The 17,354-nt window shown below is 61.7% G+C and carries 20 protein-coding genes, 1 tRNA gene and 1 other RNA gene; 8 read left to right on the top strand and 14 right to left on the bottom strand.

Annotated features, from left to right (window positions below; translation table 11 throughout):
* Positions 1-99: 99 nt before the first annotated feature.
* Positions 100-522 carry a ferric iron uptake transcriptional regulator gene (gene fur / locus IE071_RS05640; protein WP_189440125.1) on the bottom strand — a complete coding sequence of 141 codons (423 nt, stop codon included), beginning with the start codon at positions 520-522 and terminating at the stop codon, positions 100-102.
* A 75-nt stretch (positions 523-597) separates the two neighbouring features.
* On the opposite strand from fur, the gene IE071_RS05635 reads away from it, so the two are divergent.
* Positions 598-1,056 (top strand): outer membrane protein assembly factor BamE, encoded by a 459-nt coding sequence (locus IE071_RS05635; protein WP_189440124.1) that lies wholly within the window; start codon positions 598-600, stop codon positions 1,054-1,056.
* 44 nt (positions 1,057-1,100) lie between these two features.
* Here the strand turns inward: IE071_RS05635 and IE071_RS05630 are convergent, their stop codons facing one another.
* A complete protein-coding gene (locus IE071_RS05630) occupies positions 1,101-1,379 on the bottom strand; it encodes an RnfH family protein (RefSeq protein WP_189440123.1) in 279 nt (92 codons plus the stop codon).
* Positions 1,372-1,803 carry a type II toxin-antitoxin system RatA family toxin gene (locus IE071_RS05625; RefSeq protein ID WP_189440122.1) on the bottom strand — a complete coding sequence of 144 codons (432 nt, stop codon included), beginning with the start codon at positions 1,801-1,803 and terminating at the stop codon, positions 1,372-1,374. The genes IE071_RS05630 and IE071_RS05625 overlap by 8 nt, the downstream gene beginning before the upstream one ends.
* Positions 1,804-1,886: 83 nt before the next feature.
* On the opposite strand from IE071_RS05625, the gene smpB reads away from it, so the two are divergent.
* The gene (gene smpB, locus IE071_RS05620) at positions 1,887-2,378 is read left to right on the top strand and encodes an SsrA-binding protein SmpB (protein ID WP_077517912.1); all 492 of its coding nucleotides are present in this window, start codon (positions 1,887-1,889) and stop codon (positions 2,376-2,378) included.
* Positions 2,379-2,440: 62 nt separating this feature from the next.
* Here the strand turns inward: smpB and ssrA are convergent.
* Positions 2,441-2,795: a transfer-messenger RNA gene (gene ssrA, locus IE071_RS05615) on the bottom strand.
* A gap of 305 nt (positions 2,796-3,100) precedes the next feature.
* Here ssrA and IE071_RS05610 point away from each other — a divergent pair.
* Together IE071_RS05610 and IE071_RS05605 are read left to right on the top strand one after the other, a co-directional pair.
* The gene (locus IE071_RS05610) at positions 3,101-3,424 is read left to right on the top strand and encodes a c-type cytochrome (RefSeq protein ID WP_189440121.1); all 324 of its coding nucleotides are present in this window, start codon (positions 3,101-3,103) and stop codon (positions 3,422-3,424) included.
* An 18-nt stretch (positions 3,425-3,442) separates the two neighbouring features.
* Positions 3,443-3,796, top strand: coding sequence for a c-type cytochrome (locus IE071_RS05605; protein ID WP_189440120.1), 354 nt, complete (start codon positions 3,443-3,445; stop codon positions 3,794-3,796).
* Positions 3,797-3,874: 78 nt separating this feature from the next.
* Here the strand turns inward: IE071_RS05605 and IE071_RS05600 are convergent, their stop codons facing one another.
* Positions 3,875-4,483, bottom strand: coding sequence for an NfuA family Fe-S biogenesis protein (locus IE071_RS05600; RefSeq protein ID WP_189440119.1), 609 nt, complete (start codon positions 4,481-4,483; stop codon positions 3,875-3,877).
* A 153-nt stretch (positions 4,484-4,636) separates the two neighbouring features.
* On the opposite strand from IE071_RS05600, the gene IE071_RS05595 reads away from it, so the two are divergent.
* Positions 4,637-4,978 (top strand): 4a-hydroxytetrahydrobiopterin dehydratase, encoded by a 342-nt coding sequence (locus IE071_RS05595; RefSeq protein ID WP_189440118.1) that lies wholly within the window; start codon positions 4,637-4,639, stop codon positions 4,976-4,978.
* On the opposite strand, the gene IE071_RS05590 is transcribed toward IE071_RS05595, so the two are convergent.
* Entirely contained in the window at positions 4,979-5,977 is a 999-nt protein-coding gene (locus tag IE071_RS05590) for an RluA family pseudouridine synthase (protein ID WP_189440117.1), read from the bottom strand.
* 332 nt (positions 5,978-6,309) lie between these two features.
* Here IE071_RS05590 and IE071_RS05585 point away from each other — a divergent pair, with 332 nt between their 5' ends.
* Complete coding sequence (locus IE071_RS05585; RefSeq protein WP_189440116.1) at positions 6,310-9,486, top strand: Rne/Rng family ribonuclease; 3,177 nt, start codon at positions 6,310-6,312, stop codon at positions 9,484-9,486.
* Positions 9,487-9,590: 104 nt separating this feature from the next.
* Here IE071_RS05585 and IE071_RS05580 read toward each other — a convergent pair whose 3' ends face one another.
* From IE071_RS05580 to tpiA, 5 genes are all read right to left on the bottom strand, one after another.
* Positions 9,591-10,244, bottom strand: a complete 654-nt coding sequence (locus tag IE071_RS05580) for a response regulator (RefSeq protein WP_189440115.1) — start codon at positions 10,242-10,244, stop codon at positions 9,591-9,593.
* A gap of 161 nt (positions 10,245-10,405) precedes the next feature.
* Complete coding sequence (locus tag IE071_RS05575) at positions 10,406-10,651, bottom strand: hypothetical protein (protein ID WP_189440114.1); 246 nt, start codon at positions 10,649-10,651, stop codon at positions 10,406-10,408.
* Between the two features lie 316 nt (positions 10,652-10,967).
* Positions 10,968-11,052, bottom strand: a tRNA-Leu gene (locus tag IE071_RS05570).
* Between the two features lie 11 nt (positions 11,053-11,063).
* Positions 11,064-11,522, bottom strand: coding sequence for a preprotein translocase subunit SecG (gene secG, locus IE071_RS05565; protein WP_189440113.1), 459 nt, complete (start codon positions 11,520-11,522; stop codon positions 11,064-11,066).
* Positions 11,523-11,529: 7 nt separating this feature from the next.
* Positions 11,530-12,297: a triose-phosphate isomerase gene (gene tpiA, locus IE071_RS05560; RefSeq protein WP_189440112.1), complete on the bottom strand. Its 768-nt coding sequence runs from the start codon at positions 12,295-12,297 to the stop codon at positions 11,530-11,532.
* Positions 12,298-12,422: 125 nt separating this feature from the next.
* Between tpiA and IE071_RS05555 the strand changes: the two genes are divergently transcribed.
* Both IE071_RS05555 and IE071_RS05550 read left to right on the top strand, forming a co-directional pair.
* Positions 12,423-13,232, top strand: coding sequence for an SDR family NAD(P)-dependent oxidoreductase (locus IE071_RS05555; protein ID WP_189440111.1), 810 nt, complete (start codon positions 12,423-12,425; stop codon positions 13,230-13,232).
* A gap of 64 nt (positions 13,233-13,296) precedes the next feature.
* Entirely contained in the window at positions 13,297-13,968 is a 672-nt protein-coding gene (locus IE071_RS05550; protein WP_189440110.1) for a DUF6445 family protein, read from the top strand.
* 5 nt (positions 13,969-13,973) lie between these two features.
* On the opposite strand, the gene IE071_RS05545 is transcribed toward IE071_RS05550, so the two are convergent.
* The 3 genes from IE071_RS05545 to folP all read right to left on the bottom strand — a co-directional run bounded on the left by IE071_RS05545 (position 13,974) and on the right by folP (position 17,344).
* Complete coding sequence (locus IE071_RS05545; RefSeq protein ID WP_189440109.1) at positions 13,974-14,906, bottom strand: isopenicillin N synthase family dioxygenase; 933 nt, start codon at positions 14,904-14,906, stop codon at positions 13,974-13,976.
* Positions 14,907-15,004: 98 nt separating this feature from the next.
* Positions 15,005-16,357 (bottom strand): phosphoglucosamine mutase, encoded by a 1,353-nt coding sequence (gene glmM, locus IE071_RS05540; RefSeq protein ID WP_189440108.1) that lies wholly within the window; start codon positions 16,355-16,357, stop codon positions 15,005-15,007.
* Positions 16,358-16,432: 75 nt separating this feature from the next.
* Positions 16,433-17,344 (bottom strand): dihydropteroate synthase, encoded by a 912-nt coding sequence (gene folP / locus IE071_RS05535; RefSeq protein WP_189440107.1) that lies wholly within the window; start codon positions 17,342-17,344, stop codon positions 16,433-16,435.
* Positions 17,345-17,354 lie beyond the last annotated feature (10 nt).

Genomic DNA, 17,354 nt, shown 5'->3' with positions numbered 1-17,354 from the left:
TCCTCCTCGCGGCTTTTTTATGCGCGCCGTTCGACGCCACACTCAAGACGTCACACCAAGCCGAAGCGGCAATACCGGTATTGCCGCTCTTGAACTTACTCAGCTTTTGCGTGGATGGTGCTTCGGTCGCACATACAGCACCAAGCTGTGATCCTCGATCACATAGCCATGCCGTGCGGCGATCTCGTGCTGCAGGCGCTCGATCTCCTCGCTGACGAACTCAATCACTTTCCCGCTGTCCACATCAATCATGTGGTCGTGATGTTTGCCGCGATCAAGTTCGTAGACAGCCTGGCCGCCTTCGAAATTGTGCTTGACGATGATGCCTGCCGCCTCGAACTGGGTCAGCACGCGATACACCGTTGCCAGGCCGATATCTTCCTGGTGGGCAAGCAGTTTCTTGTAGACGTCTTCGGCCGTGAGGTGCTGTACCCCTTCCTCGTCGAAGATTTGCAGGATGCGCATGCGCGGATGGGTCACCTTGAGGCCAACCCGGCGCAGCTCTTTGGTTTCCTGTTCCATATCCACTCTCCGCACACGGCGTATCCAAGCCGGTAGTGTATCATCCGACACCTTTACGATCCGGACGCAACACGCATGCAAAAGCTGATCACCCTGCTGGTTTTCGCCATGCTGGCGCTCTCCTTGGCTGGCTGCCATATCGTCTACACACCCGACGTGCAGCAAGGCAATCTGCTCGATAAAAAAGTGGTGGATCAGCTCAAACCCGGCATGACCAAGCATCAGGTCCTGGTGCTGATGGGCACGCCATCGGTCAGCACGCCGTTCGACCAGAGCCGCTGGGATTACGTATCCACCTTTTCGCATCGTGGCGGCCCGATCAAGGTGCGTACATTCAAGCTGACCTTCAACAACGACACACTGGTGCGTACCGAGGGCGATTTCTTCGCACAGGATGCCCAGCAACTGGTCAAGGAAAGCAAGAAGTACAACGCCGGCTACCCTGTCAACGAGACCGAAGGTGACAAGAGCCAGTCTCCGAACGACAACAAAGACAATGGCGGCTTCGGTCAGGGCAACAACAACGGCCATTGATCGCCGTTACGGATCGGGCTGGGCTTGACCTGCCCGATCCCGACTCAACGGGCACGTCGCCGGCGCGCCTCCATCGGATCGAGCATGAGCGGCCGGTAGATCTCGATCCGATCACCGTTCTGCACGACCTGATCCGGCGTCACCTTGCGCGCGAATACGCCAAGGTGGCGCGCGTCAATCGCACCATCCGGGAGCATCCCGGCTATTCCTGAAGCGTCGATCGCCTGCTCTACCGTACTGCCTTCGGCCAGCTCGACCCGGCGCAGGATGTGCTGTCCGGTAGCCGCATAAACCACCTCTGCCGTGATCGTGCGCTCAGCCATAGACACGCTCGGCTTCTCGACAGAAATCGTCGACCATGCGCCCAGCCAATCCTTGGAAGCCAAGCTTCAACGCACTCCCGCCGAGCCGCCCCGCATAATCGAAATCCAGCGCAAACGCGACTTTGCAACCAGCATCACCCAGAGCGATGAAATCCCACACACCTTCGAGGCTGCGGCACGGGCCATCGACCAGACTCATCTGCAGACGCCTGGGCGGATCGACCGAATTGCGCGTGGTGAAACTCTGGTGGAACCCGGCAAACTTGAGATCCAGCCGTGCCACCAGCACATCAGTCTGACGCTCAAGCACTTCGGCACCGGCACACCAGGGGAAACGCTTTGGGTATGCTTCAACTTCATTGACCAGGTCGAACATCTGCATCGGCGAATACTTCACCAGTGCACTGCGACGGATTTCGATCACGGCAACCTCTTCACATCACGCTTGGTTTGGCCCGGTATGCGGCGGAATCGGCATCAGGGCAACAAGGCCCGAGTTTAACGGACATGGCCAAGGCGAAGGACAAAGACAACAAGGGCGGCGGCACCATCGCGCTCAATAAACGCTCCCGTTTCGAGTACCACATCGACCAGCGTTTCGAGGCTGGCGTCGCCCTGCAGGGCTGGGAGCTGAAGGCGCTGCGCGCCGGCCGGATCAACTTCGGCGACAGCTACGCGGTCGTCCTGAAGAACGAGATCTTCCTGATCGGCACCTCCATCCCGCCACTGATCAGCGCTTCCACCCACGTCATCGCCGAAGATCGGCGCACCCGCAAACTGCTGCTGCATCGCAAGGAAATCGACCAGCTGGTCGGCGCCGTCGAGCGCAAGGGCTACACCTTGGTGCCCACCGCGATGTACTGGAAAGGCAACAAGGTGAAAGTCGAGATCGGCCTCGCCCGCGGCAAGCAGGAACACGACAAACGCGACACCGAGAAGCAGCGCGACTGGCAGATCGAGAAGCAGCGCACCATGCGCTCGCACAATCGCAGTGCCTGAATCCACACTAGGCAGCGCTCAACAAAAAAGCCCTTGATGGTCATCAAGGGCTTTTTGTTTATTGGTGGAGGTGGCGGGAGTCGAACCCGCGTCCGAAGGCGTTAAATGCCCGGATCTACATGCTTAGCTCGCCGTTCGATCTCGTTCCGCGACAAGTACGGTGGGCAAAACGCACCGCGGAACCAGCCTGATTGATTTGACCTAGAACCGCCAGGCGGCAGCGTTCGGCGATCTCATGATAATGACCCTACACCGACGAGCATGAGCACAAGTGGGTTCGGGGCTTACGCCTTAAGCGGCGAGAGCGTAGTTGTCGTCGTTGGCAACTAGAAGTTTGCTGCTGGATTAACGAGGAAAGCTGCCCCCTCGGCATGCACCAAGTCATCTCACTACCCCCGTCGAAGCCAGGACACCCCCGGGGAAAACGATACGACCTCGCCAGTATATGCGGCCAAGAACCAAAGCACCAATGTCGTCTGATGTATTGAGGGCAACACGGCCAAGACAGAATTCGCGAATCAGCGCACGAAACTCTGCAGGCTCTCCGTATGGCTCGAGAAGAGGTCACGACGTGCCATGAGAATCAACATGCGTTGGTGCTGGGTGAGCCTTGCGCAAACATCGCCCACACCCGAGCGGAGTGTTGTTCACGCGTGGACGCAACGTCTATACTTGGCGACTTATATGACCCTGTACCCGCCGTACTCGTGGGAATGATCTCGATGACTCGACTGCAATTGCTTGGCCTGGCCGCAGCCACAGCCCTTTTCGCCACTGCCAGTGCACACGCTGAAGGTGACAAGGCTGCCGGACGTGAACTGGTCTACACCTGTGCCGGTTGCCATGGCGTACCCGGCTATACCAATGCCTACCCGCAATATCCGGTACCGAAGATTGCCGGACAGAACGAGCAGTACATCGTCAATGCACTGCATGGCTACCAGAGTGGCGATCGCAAGCATCCGACCATGGGTGCACAGGCGCAGAGTTTGTCCGATACGGACATCCAGAACGTCGCCGCCTTTCTTTCCAGCCTCGCCAAGTAGTTGCCAAGGACTTTCCGCATGAAACGTGCGCTTACCCTGCTTTCGTTCGGCGCCGTGCTGGCGTTCGCCTCCACCCAGTTGCTGGCCAGCGGCAATGCCGAGAACGGCAAGCAGAAGGCTGCCACCTGTTTTGCCTGCCATGGTGTCGACGGCAATGCGGTTGATCCGCAGTACCCGCGCCTCGCCGGCCAGTACAATCTGTATCTGCAACACGTGCTGCACGAGTACAAGGACGGCCAGCGCGAGAATCCGATCATGAAGGGCATGGTGGCCACCCTGTCCGATCAGGATATCGAAGACGTTGCCGCCTACTTCTCCAGCCTGCCGACCAAGCTAGATACCCTGCAAGGTCATGTCGAGGGCGCCAAGTAAGTTTGCTCTCCTGTCGCATGGCAAACAAAGGCCCGCTCTGGCGGGCCTTTGTGCATCTGGCGTACGGCCGCCGTTGACTCAGGCGATCGCGGACTTGCCCTCGGCCTTGCTGTAATACGGCTTTTCGCCACCGGCATGATCGGTCGCATCGCGCACCGCCGTGATTTCCGGCACGCGCTCGCGCAAGGTCTTTTCGACGCCCTGCTTGAGCGTCACATCGACCATGCCGCAGCCATGGCAACCGCCGCCAAACTGCAGCAGCACCGCACCGTCGGCACTGATCTCCAGCAAGGTAACCCGGCCGCCATGTGAAGCCAGTTTCGGATTCACCTCGGCCTCAAGCACATAGCGCACCCGCTCGATCAACCCCGCCGCTGCACCCGGCACGTCACCCTTGATCTTCGGCGCACGGATATTGAGCTGTCCACCGGTGGCATTGGGTTCGAAATCGATGGTCGCGCCATCCAGCCAGCTGGCGCTGTCGCCGTCGATGTGGAAGTTGAAGCCGGTACATTCGATCGTCCATTCCCCACCGGCAAGGTCGGCCGGCTCGCAGAACTCCAGCTCGCAATTGGCCGCTGGCGTACCGGCTGCCGTCACCCGCAGCCGGATGCTCAAGCCCTCGATGCCCTGCTGTGAGAGAAGCCGCAGAAAGTGCTGCTGCGCGCGCTCCGAAATATCAATCATGCCTGCTCCAGTGTCGCCAAACGGGTGCCGGCGAACCCCGCCGGCGAAACAGCACCATTTTAGTCCTGTTTCGAGTTTGATGTGCGCTTTGACATTTGCGCGCGCAACTCCGACCCTTCGCATCCCTGACTTTCAGCCTGCACGGAGATTCACATGAACGCCAATGATCTGGCCACGCAGCATTGTTCGCCGCGCAAAGGCAAAGAGCATGCGCTCGACGCCACGCAGGTAGCGGAACTGTTGCAGCAACTGCCGGGCTGGCGGCTGCGCGACGATGGCATGGCCATCATCAAGGACTTCAAGTTCGCCGACTTCCACCACACCCTAGGCTTCATCAACGCAGTGGGCTTCATGGCCAACCACGAGGATCATCACCCGGATCTTGAGGCCGGCTACGGCCATTGCCAGCTGTTGTGGTCAACCCATGACGTAGGCGGCCTGTCGCTGAACGACTTCATCTGCGCCGCGCGGGTCGAGGCCCTGCTTGCGCATTGATCAGAAGTCGGTGCGCGACTTCTCACGCGTGTAGACCAGCCGCTTGCCCTTGACGGCAAGCACGTCGAGGAAGTCCTTCAGATCATCCGACAACGGCGCGGAGAAGCTGTAAGAGCGCCCATCCAGATCGAAGCTCATGTGCGCGGCATGCAGGAACATCCGGTTCAGCCCCATCTCGCGGTAGCGCTTGTTCATCTCGCGATCGCCGTATTTCGGATCGCCGGCCAGCGGATGGCCAATGTGCGCCGCATGCACGCGAATCTGGTGAGTGCGGCCCGTGCCCAAGGTCGCCTGCATCAGGCGAGCGCTGGGGTACTGCTCCATTTCGCGGAAAAATGTGAGCGATGGCTTGCCGTTGTCGGCCACCCGCACCATGCGCTCGCCACCCTGCAATACGGATTTCAGTAGCGGCGCATTGACGTCGAATTTCGCCTTGGACGGGTGACCCAACATCAGGCACAGGTATTGTTTGGTGACTTCGCCAGCGCGGATCGCTGCCTGCAGGCCGGTCAGACCCGCACGTGTCCGGGCAAACACCAGCACGCCACTGGTGTCGCGATCGAGTCGATGCACCAGTTCCAGATGCTCCTGTGGCCGGGCCGCGCGCAGCAGCTCGATCGCGCCATGACTGACCCCGCTACCCCCGTGACTGGCCACGCCGGAGGGCTTGTCGATGACGAGGAAGTGCTTATCTTCAAAAATGATGGCGTCGGCCACCGAGGCTACCAGGCCAGTGGCGGGAGCGTTGCCTTCCGGTCGTTCAGCTACCCGCACGGGGGGTATGCGCAACGTATCACCGTCTGCGAGACGGGTATCCGGCTTCGCCCGCTTGCCGTTGACGCGCACCTGACCGGTGCGCAAAAGCCGGTAGATCATGCTCTTGGGCACGCCCTTGAGCAGGGTCACCAGCGCGTTGTCGATGCGCTGGCCATCCCGTTCGGGACCGATCGCGACTTGACGTACACCGTGAGGTGCGTCGGGGGAAGTTACCGTCTGCATTGAAAAAAACCTGCTGAAATAGGATACTCGGCGGGCGCTACATTCTGCCCATCGATGTCTGGATCGGGTCGAGTGCCCGCCCGTAACGTCGGCGAGGATTGCGCCGGTTGCCTTGGCGGCCGGTCGCGGCTCCCTTTCATCGTAACGGTTTGGGCTGCTGTTTGTCCGATGCCATGAGGTATCGGGGCGGCAGGCGCAGCTGACCGAATCATCCCGACACCGGAAACGGTGCCGTTTTTTTGCCGCTTATACCGCAGCGGCGCGATCCCCGGCAGGCCGCCATTGAGGCGCCACCGCGGCACGCGACGCGCGGCAAGCCGAGGATAACTAGCATGAAACGTATGTTGATCAACGCGACTCAGCGTGAAGAGTTGCGCGTGGCCATTGTCGATGGCCAGAACCTGTACGACCTGGACATCGAAATCCCTTCCCGGGAACAGAAAAAGTCCAATATTTACAAGGGTCGAATCACCCGTGTTGAGGCTTCACTCGAAGCCTGCTTCGTCGAGTACGGGGCCGAACGCCACGGCTTCCTGCCGCTGAAGGAAATCTCCCGCGAGTACTTCACGCCGGGCCTGGACCAGCACAAGTCCAGCATCCGCGAACTGATCAAGGAAGGTCAGGAAGTCGTTGTTCAGGTGGAAAAAGAAGAGCGCGGCAACAAGGGCGCTGCCCTGACCACGTTCATCAGCCTGGCCGGTCGCTACATGGTGCTGATGCCGAACAACCCGAAGGCCGGCGGCGTCTCTCGCCGGATCGAGGGTGAGGACCGGCAGGCGCTGAAGGAAGCACTCGATCACGTCACCGTACCCGACGATGTCGGCCTGATTGTGCGCACCGCCGGCCTCGGCCGCGACGCCGAAGAGTTGCAGTGGGATCTCGATTACCTGCTGCAACTGTGGAAGTCGATCTCCGAAGCCGCCAACAAACAGCGCGCGCCGTTCCTGATCTATCAGGAGTCGAAGCTGTTCATCCGCGCCCTGCGCGACTACCTGCGTAGCGACATCGGCGAGATCCTGATCGACGAGGAATCGCTGTACAACGACGCGCGCGACTTCATGCAGCAGGTGATGCCAAACGCGCTGCGCAAGCTCAAGCTGTACAAGGACGACACCCCGCTGTTCACGCGCTACCAGATCGAGACGCAGATCGAGAGCGCGTTCGACCGCCAGGTGCGCTTGCCCTCCGGCGGCTCGATCGTGATCGACCAGACTGAAGCGCTTACCGCGATCGACATCAACTCCTCCAAAGCCACCAAGGGCAGCGACATCGAGGAGACCGCGTTCAACACCAATTGCGAGGCAGCGGTGGAAATCGCCCGCCAATGCCGCATCCGCGATGCCGGCGGCCTGATCGTGATCGATTTCATCGACATGGACAGCCCGAAGCACCAGCGCGAAGTGGAAGATCGCCTGAAGGAAGCGCTCAAGCAGGATCGCGCCCGCGTGCAGATCGGCCGCATCTCGCGCTTTGGTCTGCTCGAGATGTCGCGCCAGCGCCTGCGCCCCAGCCTCGGCGAAGCGACCCAGATCGTCTGCCCGCGTTGCGAAGGCCACGGCCACATCCGTGGCGTGGAATCGCTGTCGCTGTCGACCCTGCGTCTGATCGAAGAACATGCGATGAAGGACAACACCGGCCAGGTGCTGGTGCAGGCGCCGTCCAGCGTCGTCAATTTCCTGCTCAACGAGAAGCGCGCCAGCGTGGTCGAGATCGAACTGCGCCACAAGGTGCACGTGATGATCGTCGCCGACGAGAAGCTGGAAACGCCGCATATCGAGATCCAGCGTATCCGCGAAGCGGACATGGGCGAGCACAGCAAGCCCAGCTATGAACGACTGACCACGGTGGAAACTGCCGAGCTGCCCAAGATGGGCCAGGCTCTGGGCAGCGGCGAGCAACCCGCCGTGAGCGGCATCGTGCCGTCCAGCCCCGCTCCACTGCGCGAGGAAGTCGCTGCACCAGTCGCCGTCGCGGCACCTGCTGCACGTCGTCAGCCTGCAACTGCACCGACACGTACAGCGCCGACCGGTGGCGTTATTTCGCGCCTGCTTGGCTGGTTCCGCAGTACCGAAACAGCAGCCCCGACACCGGCACCGAAACGTAACGATGAAGGCGACCGCGACAACCGCAATCGTCGTGACGAGCGCGGTGCCCGCACCGGCAATACCTCGAATGCATCTTCGTCGCGCCAGCCGCGGCGCGACGCGGCGCAGCAGAATTCGTCGAAAGCCGGCGCGCAGCAGCAAGCCCGGAACAATCGCCAGCGCAACAACGAGGCGCAGCCGCGCCAGCCGCAGCAGGCCCAGGCACAGACCGCAAGAGCGGAACGTCAACCAAAGCCTGTGGCAACTGAAAACAACCAGGCACGGAACGAGCGCAAGCCCAATCCGCCGCAGCCGAAGACGGAACGTCAGCCGCGCGCCCCCGCCAGTGAACGTCCGCTCGCCGCGCCACTGGACGAGGCAGCCAAGGAAGCCGAGCTGCTCACACCGCTGATCGCATCGCCGGCACCGGAGTCCGCCGACGACGCTCTCGACGCCGATGGCAGTCAGTCACGTCGCCGTCGCGGTCGTCGCGGTGGTCGTCGTCGGCGCCGCCATGACGAAACCGCTCCCAACGGTACGGAACTCGACACCGCGCAGGCACGCGCACTCGATGACGAGGATCGTGATGAAGCCACCGGCACTCCTTCGGCAACCAAGCCAGCCACCCGCAGCGAATCGCCGCGTGAGTCTTTCGCCGCCGGTGCGGCTGCTGCGACTGTAGTCAGCGCGACAGACAACGGTACGCCCGCATCGGCAGCCGAAGTTCATCAACCAGTGACTTCTCAGCCGGCCGGAAAGGTTGCCGCTATCAGCGTGACTGCCGCCTCGGTGGACAACCAGCCGAAACCAACCGCTGCACCAGTCGCGGTCACAGTCAACGCTGCTGTGCCTAGCATGACGGCTTTCAATCTACCCACACTCCCGCCGATCCCCGATCAGGCGAAGTCGGCAGCGGCAAATGCCGACGAAGGGTCGGACATCGTCAAGGTCACCGCTGCTCCCGCTCCGGTCAGCAACCAGCCGCAGGCAGTCCCCGCAGCAGTCGCCAATCATGATCATGCTGACGCAAAAGCAGATGCCATCGCTCCTGCGCCCGTGGTTGTCATGCCTGCAGTGGCGCCGGCAACCATGCCGATCAACCAGCCGGCTCATGACATCGAAGAAGCGATCCCTGCCAAATCGGTTGCTCAGCCGATTCCGGTTGCGGCACCCCCGGTAGCTTCAGTCATCGATCAGGCCAGCAAGTCCACCAGCGTCGTGACTCCGGCCACGTCCGTCAGCATGTCTGAAAAGCCGGCCTACACCAGTCCAGTCGCTTCGCTACCTTTGCCGAAACAGGGAGACCTGCTGGCCCAGCCGATCCATCCGGTAAAACCGGCTGTACCGAGCCATGAAGAAAGCAAACCGGTAATTGCTCTGCCCGATGACGCGAACAGAGAACACCGGAGCGACTCGCACGACTGAGTCATCGCTCCGTGTGATTCATGCAATAAAAAACCGGACGCAAGTCCGGTTTTTTATTGCCCCAGCTCATGTCGCAACCAAGGGTCGCTGCAACCCTCGCGAAGTCAGTTACCCACGTGATGGTTCGGCGTATCGATCAGCCCATGCACCGTCATCAGATGCGCCAGGCTGAGCACATGATCCACATGCAGCTTTTCCATCAGACGTTGCTTGTAGGTGGATACGGTTTTCGGGCTCAGGTTGAGTTGTTCGCCGATGATCGTCAACGGCTTGCCGCGTACCAGCATCATCGCCACCTCCAGCTCGCGGCTGGATAGCACGTCGAACGGCGAAGTGCTCCCGTCGAGGGTGGCCAATGCAAGTTGCTGCGCAACTGCCGGAGCAAGGTAACGCCGGCCGCCGGCCACTTGCCGCACGGCAGACACCAGTTCATCGGCACTGCAGCCCTTGGTCAGGTAGCCCAGCGCACCGGCATCAAGCAGCCGCTTGGGAAAGCGCGCATCGTCGACCACCGTCACGATGACGATATGCGTGGATAGTTTCGAGCGGGACACACGCTCGGTGAGTTCGATGCCACTCATGCCAGGCATGTGCACATCGACCAGCGCAATGTCCGGTGTCAGCGTGCGGATCAAGCGCAGGCCTTCCTCCGCCGTGCCCGCCTCACCACTGATATTGATATCCGACTGCTGCTGCAGAATCATCCGAAAGCCGGTGCGAACCAGCTCGTGATCGTCCACCAGGACAACATTGATCACTTGACGCCCTCCTTGGTTGGGCTTCCTGAAATTAGGCTGCATAGCACCCTATTGCAAGCAACTCGCAGCCCACATGTGCAACACGACACGGTTAGTTATCGCGCAACATCGTCCACAGCTACCGACCGTATACGCATCTTGCTGCGGCGCAGTCAGCAGACTCAGGCCGCCATCGTGTCGGCCGCACCTACGTCATCACTCCCCACGTAACGCGCCAGCACGATCATGGAACTAGGGCCCGGCATTTTCACACACACCTGATGCCCCAGACGCTGATGTTCATCACGCGCCACTTCCCTGGCCAGTTTGATCGCTGGCCCCAGCTGCAGATCACTGAACAGTGCGATCTGGCAACGACAGACATGCCAACTTCCTGCAGCCGATTGATTAAGTGAAATCGTCACCATGCCAGTTCTCCATTCAGCGATGAAAACCGCAACGGCCTGACGCGCAGATGCCCGCGACAAGCTTCATCAATGGAGCGCAATGTGCCATGCCGAAAACAGCTGATATGTCGGCCAGCGCCTACAGGCTATGTGCGGCAATCACGGCGTACTTTCCCTACTTCAACGCCCCCAAGTTCGAGTCCCCTCTTGGCACCATCACGCGACTTGGCATACGCCAGCACGGATAGACTCGACACATGTCCACAAACAAAAAAACCGCCAGAAGGCGGTTTCTTTGTTTCATCGAGTCCCAGTGATATTCACTGAAACCCTTCATTGGTGCCCAAGAGGGGACTCGAACCCCTACGACTTACGTCGCTACCACCTCAAGGTAGTGCGTCTACCAGTTCCGCCACCTGGGCAGGTGTGTTGCTTAGTGCTTGGCCGGCGGCTTCGTAGCTGCCGGCACCTCACCCTGACTCTGGGTCGGGGCGGGGGTTGCCGCCGGCGGTGCAGCCGGTACGGCGTTGTTGGTTGCAGCAGGGACTGCAGATGGCACTTCCGAGCCAGCTGGCGCGGCAGGCGCTGCCTTCTCCGCAGCCGGTTTGTCGGCAAGCGCAGCCATGACACCAAGATCAGTGGCATTGCTATGCGGCGCACCGTTGGCGTGCAGGTAGACGCCCATGCCTAGGCTCAGCAGGAAGAACAACCCCGCCAGAGTGCCCGTGGCACGGGTCAGGAACGTGGATGAACCACGCGCACCGAACACTGTAGCCGACGCGCCACCACCGAAACCGGAACCGGCCTCGGCGCCTGCGCCGTTCTGCAGCAGGATCAGCACGATCATCGCCGCAGCGATCAGAATGTAAAACACGCTGAAAATGACGAACATAAGGTTTCTATTGAGCCTGTAGCGCCTGATGCGCCGCGGCGCAGATTCCAAGGAAGTCGGATACGGTCAAAGCAGCACCGCCGATCAGCCCACCATCCACGTCCGCCTGCGCGAACAATTCCGCGGCATTGGCCGCTTTGACGCTGCCGCCGTAAAGCAGTCGGGTCAGACGGGCAATCATAACATCTTCTTTTTCCAGTTGGCTACGAATGAAGGCGTGCACTTGCTGCGCCTGCTCCGGACTGGCGGTGCGACCGGTGCCGATGGCCCACACCGGTTCATAGGCGATCACCGCCGTATCGAAGCTGGCGATGCCGTTGACGGCCAGCACGGCCTTCAGCTGATGCGCAATGACTGCCTCGGTTTCGCCAGCTTCGCGCTGCTCCAGCGTCTCGCCGATACACAGGATCGGCGTGAGGCCACCGGCGCGCGCCGCGGCAAACTTGCGCGCGACCAGTTCATTGCTCTCAGCGTGATACTGGCGACGTTCGGAATGGCCGACCAACACCCACCGTGCACCGACATCCGTCAGCATGGCCGCGGACACTTCGCCGGTGTAGGCACCCTGCCCTTCATGCTCGCTGACATCCTGTGCACCGACGCCAAGCCCTGAGCTGGCGTGCTGCGAGGCCAGCTCGGCAAGATACGGAAACGGCGGAAACACGGCGACATCAATGGAATCCGGCTTGGCCGCGACGATGTCGTTGACCAGCGCCGTGGCCATCGAACGGCTGCCGTGCATTTTCCAGTTGCCGGCGACAAATTTCTTGCGCATGGTCTGCTTCCGCTGCAATCAAACCGCAAGCTTACCGATGGGTCGGAGTATCGGCAAACCGGTCGAGCAGCTGGCGTCGACCGACCGGCGCGGTCAAGAATGACGATCCGTCACCTGGAATGACCATGACACCATCCCGTCCACTCAGCCTGATCACTGGCGCTTCGTCCGGCATTGGTGCCGCGTTTGCCCGGCAACTCGCCGCACTAGGCCACGATCTGGTGCTGACCGCACGCCGCGCCGATCGACTGGAAACGCTGGCCGCCGAACTGTTCGGCCAGCACGACACCAAGGTAACCGTGCTGCCGCATGACCTCGCCAATCCAGCCGCGCCACAGGAGCTGGCGGACGCACTGGATCAGCATGGCCTGCAGGTGGACTGGCTGATCAACAACGCCGGTTACGGCCTGCCTGGCAGCTTCGACGCCAACGACTGGACGGCCCACGCCGACTTTCTGCAGGTCTTGCTGACCGCGCCGACCGAGCTGGCCTGGCGACTGCTGCCGGGCATGCGCCAGCGTGGCTACGGTCGCATCATCAACGTCGCCTCGCTCGCCGGACATGTACCCGGTCCTGCCGGACATACGCTGTACGCCGCGACCAAGGCGTACCTGATCAAGTTCTCGCAGTCGCTGGCGCTGGAGAACCACACGGCTGGAGTGAACGTTTGCGCATTGTGCCCGGGCTTCACCTGGTCGGAGTTCCACGACATCACCCGCACTCGCGACAAGATGAACAAGATGCCCGGCTTCATGTGGCTGAGTGCGGAAGACGTGGTGCATCAGGGTATTGCAGCGGTCGAGCGTGGCCAGGCCGTGTACATCCCGGGCCGGGTCAATCGGACGATCAAGACCGTCGTGCAATTGATGCCGGATCGGCTGGCCATGTGGCTTTCCGCACGCGAATCGAAGCGCTATCGCAATACCAGCGCATAGGTGCGAATTTGCATAGCCGCATCGGCTACTGTTGCCCGCTCACTCACCACCGGCATTCACCTGCATGTCCCTGTTTCCCACCCAGATGCGTCCGTTGCCTTATCGCAAACCCGCCGAAGGTCGCGATTACTGGGTGGTGGACGACGCACTGCCAAACGCCGATGAAATACGCGCGCGTTGCCTGGCCAAGACCGACTGGGAGTTGGGCCACCCCTACACCGGCGAGGTATGGCCCGGCATGCGTGCCATCCCTGCCTTGCTGGACGACGAACTGGCGGCCTTGGACGCGAAGGTATGTCAGCTGACCGGCGCGAAGAGGCTCTGGGTCGAGCAGACCGAGGCCGGCACCAAGCTCAACCACAATTGCGTGCAAGTGGTCGGCTCCCTCGAAGGCGCCGCCAAGCCGCATACCGACTCAACGAATCTGTGCCGCTACGCCGCCGTGCTGTATCTCAATCCCGACGTACCGGAGCAGTGCGGCACCAGCTTCTTCCGCCAGCGCATGCCTGGTGGCCAGCTTGGCGGCAACATCGTGATGCCGCCGCACCATAACCTGGTCGAGGCGCTGGGCAATCGTTTCGTGCAGCCGAATGCGTTTGTCGAGGATGTGCGCGTGGCGCATCGCTTCAACCGCTTGCTGATCTACAAAGCCAATCTGATCCACAGCGCCACCGCCTACTGGGGACAGGAAACGGCGACCAAACGAATGACCGCCGTATTCTTCTGGATGGCCTGAAGCCCCTAGATCAGCTTGATCTCGCGCAGCCGCTGCATCAGGTATTCGTGCGAGCTGATCGAGGTGTCGTAGCGGCGCGGATTGTCCGGCGTGATGCACGAATCAAGCGGGTCCAGCATCACGTCCGGGTTCGGATGCAGGAAGAACGGCACCGAGTAACGCGGCTTGCGCGCATTCTCGTTCTGCGGGTTGACCACCCGATGCGAGGTGGACGGATACACGTGATTGCTCAATCGCTGCAGCATGTCGCCGATGTTCACCACGATCGCATCGCCCTCGGTGGTGATCGGCAACCACTCACCGTCGCTCAGCACTTCCAACCCCTCGGCGCTGGCACCGACCAGCAGGGTGATGAAGTTGATGTCCTCGTGCGCGCCGGCGCGTACGTTCGGAATATTGTCCTGGGTGATCGGCGGGTAGTGGATCGGGCGCAGGATCGAATTGCCGACGTCCGTCTTGTCCTCGAAGAAGTTTGCCGGCTGATCGATATGCAGCGCCAGTGCGCGCAACACGCGCGTGCCGAGCTGGTCCAGCGCCTCGAACAGGCCGTAGCCGTACTGCTTGAAGTCCGGCACTTCGACTGGCCAGAGGTTCGGCGGCATCACGTCGGCGAACTTCGAGTCGCGCGGGATCTCGCGACCGATATGCCAGAACTCCTTCAGGTCGGCGTACTGGCTGTCCTTGGCGGTCTCCACCTTGAACGGCGTATAGCCCCGTGCACCACCGCTGCCGGCGATGTGGTACTTCATCTTGGTTTCGGTCGGCAGCGCGAAAAAACGCTGGAACACATCGTAGGAGCTGTCGATCAGCTCGCGCGGGATGCCGTGGCCGCTGATGCAGCAAAAACCGAATTCACGGTAGGCCGCGCCGAGCTCGGCGACAAACGCATCGCGGTCGGTGTCGTAACGGCGGATATCGAGGGTTGGAACATGCTTCATGGCTGTAGTCCACAAGGTTGACGTGCGGTCATTTCATCCGCGACCGCAAAAGCGGGGCACGTCGGGCCAATCCATGGCGACCTAGTACTGCTACAGGTTCACGAGCGTTCGGCTGCGGATTTTACAATCCCCGCGAGTCTTTCTGCCAACTGCTGCACTTCCACCGCATCGGCGCCCTCGATGGTGACGCGCACCAGCGGCTCGGTGCCGGAGGCACGCAGCACGACCCGACCACGACCGTGCAGGGTCTGCTCCACCTCGGCCAGCGCCTGCTGCACTTCGCTGCTGGACAGCGCCTCGCGCGCACCGGCGGCGCGTACGTTGAGCATGACCTGCGGCAACTTCTTCAGGCCCTGGCGGGCCATGGCCAGATCCTGGCCAGATGAAGTCAATGCCTCCAGCACCGCCAGCGCGGCAACGATGCCGTCGCCGGTGGTCGCCCTGTCCAGGCTCAGGATATGGCCGGAAGTTTCGCCACCGAGCATGCCGTCGTGCTGCTTCAGTTGCTGCATCACATAGCGATCGCCCACGTTGGCGCGAATCAACGGCACGTCGAGTTCCGCCAACGCCAACTGCAGACCGTAGTTGCTCATCAAGGTGCCGACCACCGGCCCCTTGAGCCGCCCTTGCGCATGCAGGCTGCGCGCCAGCACGTAGAGAATGTCGTCGCCATCAGCCAGCATGCCATGGCGGTCGACCAGCATTACCCGGTCGCCGTCACCGTCGAACGCGATGCCGATGTCGGCGCCGTGCGCCAGCACCGCCTGCTGCAAGGCCTGCGGATGGGTCGAACCGACGTTGTGATTGATATTGAAACCGTCCGGCTTGTCGCCGATCGCCAGCACCTCGGCGCCCAGTTCGGCAAATACCTTGGGGGCGACCTGGTAGGTCGCGCCATGCGCGCAGTCCAGCACGATCTTGAGACCACGCAGGCTGAAATCCTCTGCCACCGTGGCCTTGCAGAATTCGGCATAGCGCGCCACCGCATCGCTGACCCGGATGGCCTTGCCCAGCCGCTCGGACGCCACGGTGACGAAGTCGGCGTCGACTTCCTGCTCGATCGCCAGTTCGACCGCATCGGACAGCTTCTCGCCATTCGCGGAGAAGAACTTGATGCCGTTGTCATGATGCGGGTTGTGCGAAGCGCTGATCACGACGCCGGTTTGGGCACGCATCGAGCGGGTCAGGAACGCCACCGCTGGCGTCGGCATCGGACCGAGCAGGCCCACATCCGCGCCGGCCGCCACCAGACCGGCTTCCAGCGCTGCCTCGAACATGTAACCGGAGATGCGGGTGTCCTTGCCGATCAGTACCTGAGGCCGTTCCTTGCCCTCGCGCGCCAGCACGCTGCCAACGGCACGACCGAGCCGCAGCATGAAATCCGCGCTGATCGGCCACTGCCCGACCAGTCCGCGGATGCCATCGGTACCGAAATATTTTCGTTGATTCATCGTGTCCATTGTCCCATGGGGGTTTCCCTGTCCCTGCTGCGGCAGCATAGCGCCGCCCTGTCCTCGCCACAGCTCTCAATCGTCGTCGGGCCAGCGTGGCATCGCAGCCTTTTTGTCATCGCGCCGCGGCACCACGTCGGCCGCGTGCACGGCCTGCCAAACGGCTAGCGCATCGACCGTGGCGGGCACGTCATGCACACGTACCATGCGCGCCCCGCGCTGGACGGCGATCAGCGCGGCGGCGACGGAACCCGCCGCACGGTCGGCCGGTTCGATTCGGCCAGTCAGCGTGCCGATCATCGACTTGCGCGACAGTCCGGCATACACGCCGCTGCCCAGATTGCTGAAGCGCTCCAGTGCGCACAGCAGCGCCAGGTTGTGTTCCAGCGTCTTGCCGAAACCGAAACCGACGTCGACCAGCACCTTGCGCCGGTCGATCCCGGCAAGTTCGCAGGCGAACAGCCGGTCGGTCAAAAAACGATGTACTTCGCCGACCACGTCGGCGTAATGCGGCTCGGCCTGCATGCTGCGCGGCTCGCCCTGCATGTGCATCAGGCACACCGGTACGCCCAGTTCGGCGACCGCATCCATCGCACCGTCGCGGCGCAAGGCATAGACGTCGTTCACCATGCCGGCGCCAGCCGCCACTGCGGCGCGCATCACTTCGGGCTTGGAAGTGTCGATCGCGATCGGCAGCGTGGTGCGTGCGATCAACTGCTCGATCACCGGCAGGACGCGGCGCAGTTCTTCCTCGACGGATACCTCAGCCGCGCCGGGCCGGGTGGATTCGCCGCCGACATCGAGCATGTCGGCACCCTCCTCCACCATGCGCAAACCATGCGCCACGGCGGCTTCCACGCTGGCATGCGCACCTCCGTCGGAGAACGAGTCAGGCGTGACATTGAGGATGCCGACTACCCGCGCACGATCCAGCCGCAACGGACGCCCGGCACAATCCAGTACCGTTGCAAACAGATCGTTCGACATGCTGATTACC

Origin of the sequence: Rhodanobacter panaciterrae, from assembly GCF_014651895.1 — a bacterium.
GTDB lineage: Bacteria > Pseudomonadota > Gammaproteobacteria > Xanthomonadales > Rhodanobacteraceae > Rhodanobacter > Rhodanobacter panaciterrae.
This window is presented reverse-complemented; position numbering and strand designations above follow the sequence as displayed.

What these genes read in the sequence shown, in the direction of transcription:
- IE071_RS05555 (WP_189440111.1), top strand. Translation starts at nt 12,423, where the DNA reads ATGACACCATCCCGTCCACTCAGCCTGATCACTGGCGCTTCGTCCGGC.
- smpB (WP_077517912.1), top strand. Translation starts at nt 1,887, where the DNA reads ATGGCCAAGGCGAAGGACAAAGACAACAAGGGCGGCGGCACCATCGCG.
- IE071_RS05575 (WP_189440114.1), bottom strand. Translation starts at nt 10,651, where the DNA reads ATGGTGACGATTTCACTTAATCAATCGGCTGCAGGAAGTTGGCATGTC.
- IE071_RS05630 (WP_189440123.1), bottom strand. Translation starts at nt 1,379, where the DNA reads ATGGCTGAGCGCACGATCACGGCAGAGGTGGTTTATGCGGCTACCGGA.
- folP (WP_189440107.1), bottom strand. Translation starts at nt 17,344, where the DNA reads ATGTCGAACGATCTGTTTGCAACGGTACTGGATTGTGCCGGGCGTCCG.
- secG (WP_189440113.1), bottom strand. Translation starts at nt 11,522, where the DNA reads ATGTTCGTCATTTTCAGCGTGTTTTACATTCTGATCGCTGCGGCGATG.
- IE071_RS05545 (WP_189440109.1), bottom strand. Translation starts at nt 14,906, where the DNA reads ATGAAGCATGTTCCAACCCTCGATATCCGCCGTTACGACACCGACCGC.
- IE071_RS05600 (WP_189440119.1), bottom strand. Translation starts at nt 4,483, where the DNA reads ATGATTGATATTTCGGAGCGCGCGCAGCAGCACTTTCTGCGGCTTCTC.
- fur (WP_189440125.1), bottom strand. Translation starts at nt 522, where the DNA reads ATGGAACAGGAAACCAAAGAGCTGCGCCGGGTTGGCCTCAAGGTGACC.
- IE071_RS05635 (WP_189440124.1), top strand. Translation starts at nt 598, where the DNA reads ATGCAAAAGCTGATCACCCTGCTGGTTTTCGCCATGCTGGCGCTCTCC.
- IE071_RS05610 (WP_189440121.1), top strand. Translation starts at nt 3,101, where the DNA reads ATGACTCGACTGCAATTGCTTGGCCTGGCCGCAGCCACAGCCCTTTTC.
- IE071_RS05550 (WP_189440110.1), top strand. Translation starts at nt 13,297, where the DNA reads ATGTCCCTGTTTCCCACCCAGATGCGTCCGTTGCCTTATCGCAAACCC.
- tpiA (WP_189440112.1), bottom strand. Translation starts at nt 12,297, where the DNA reads ATGCGCAAGAAATTTGTCGCCGGCAACTGGAAAATGCACGGCAGCCGT.
- IE071_RS05605 (WP_189440120.1), top strand. Translation starts at nt 3,443, where the DNA reads ATGAAACGTGCGCTTACCCTGCTTTCGTTCGGCGCCGTGCTGGCGTTC.
- IE071_RS05590 (WP_189440117.1), bottom strand. Translation starts at nt 5,977, where the DNA reads ATGCAGACGGTAACTTCCCCCGACGCACCTCACGGTGTACGTCAAGTC.
- IE071_RS05595 (WP_189440118.1), top strand. Translation starts at nt 4,637, where the DNA reads ATGAACGCCAATGATCTGGCCACGCAGCATTGTTCGCCGCGCAAAGGC.
- IE071_RS05585 (WP_189440116.1), top strand. Translation starts at nt 6,310, where the DNA reads ATGAAACGTATGTTGATCAACGCGACTCAGCGTGAAGAGTTGCGCGTG.
- glmM (WP_189440108.1), bottom strand. Translation starts at nt 16,357, where the DNA reads ATGAATCAACGAAAATATTTCGGTACCGATGGCATCCGCGGACTGGTC.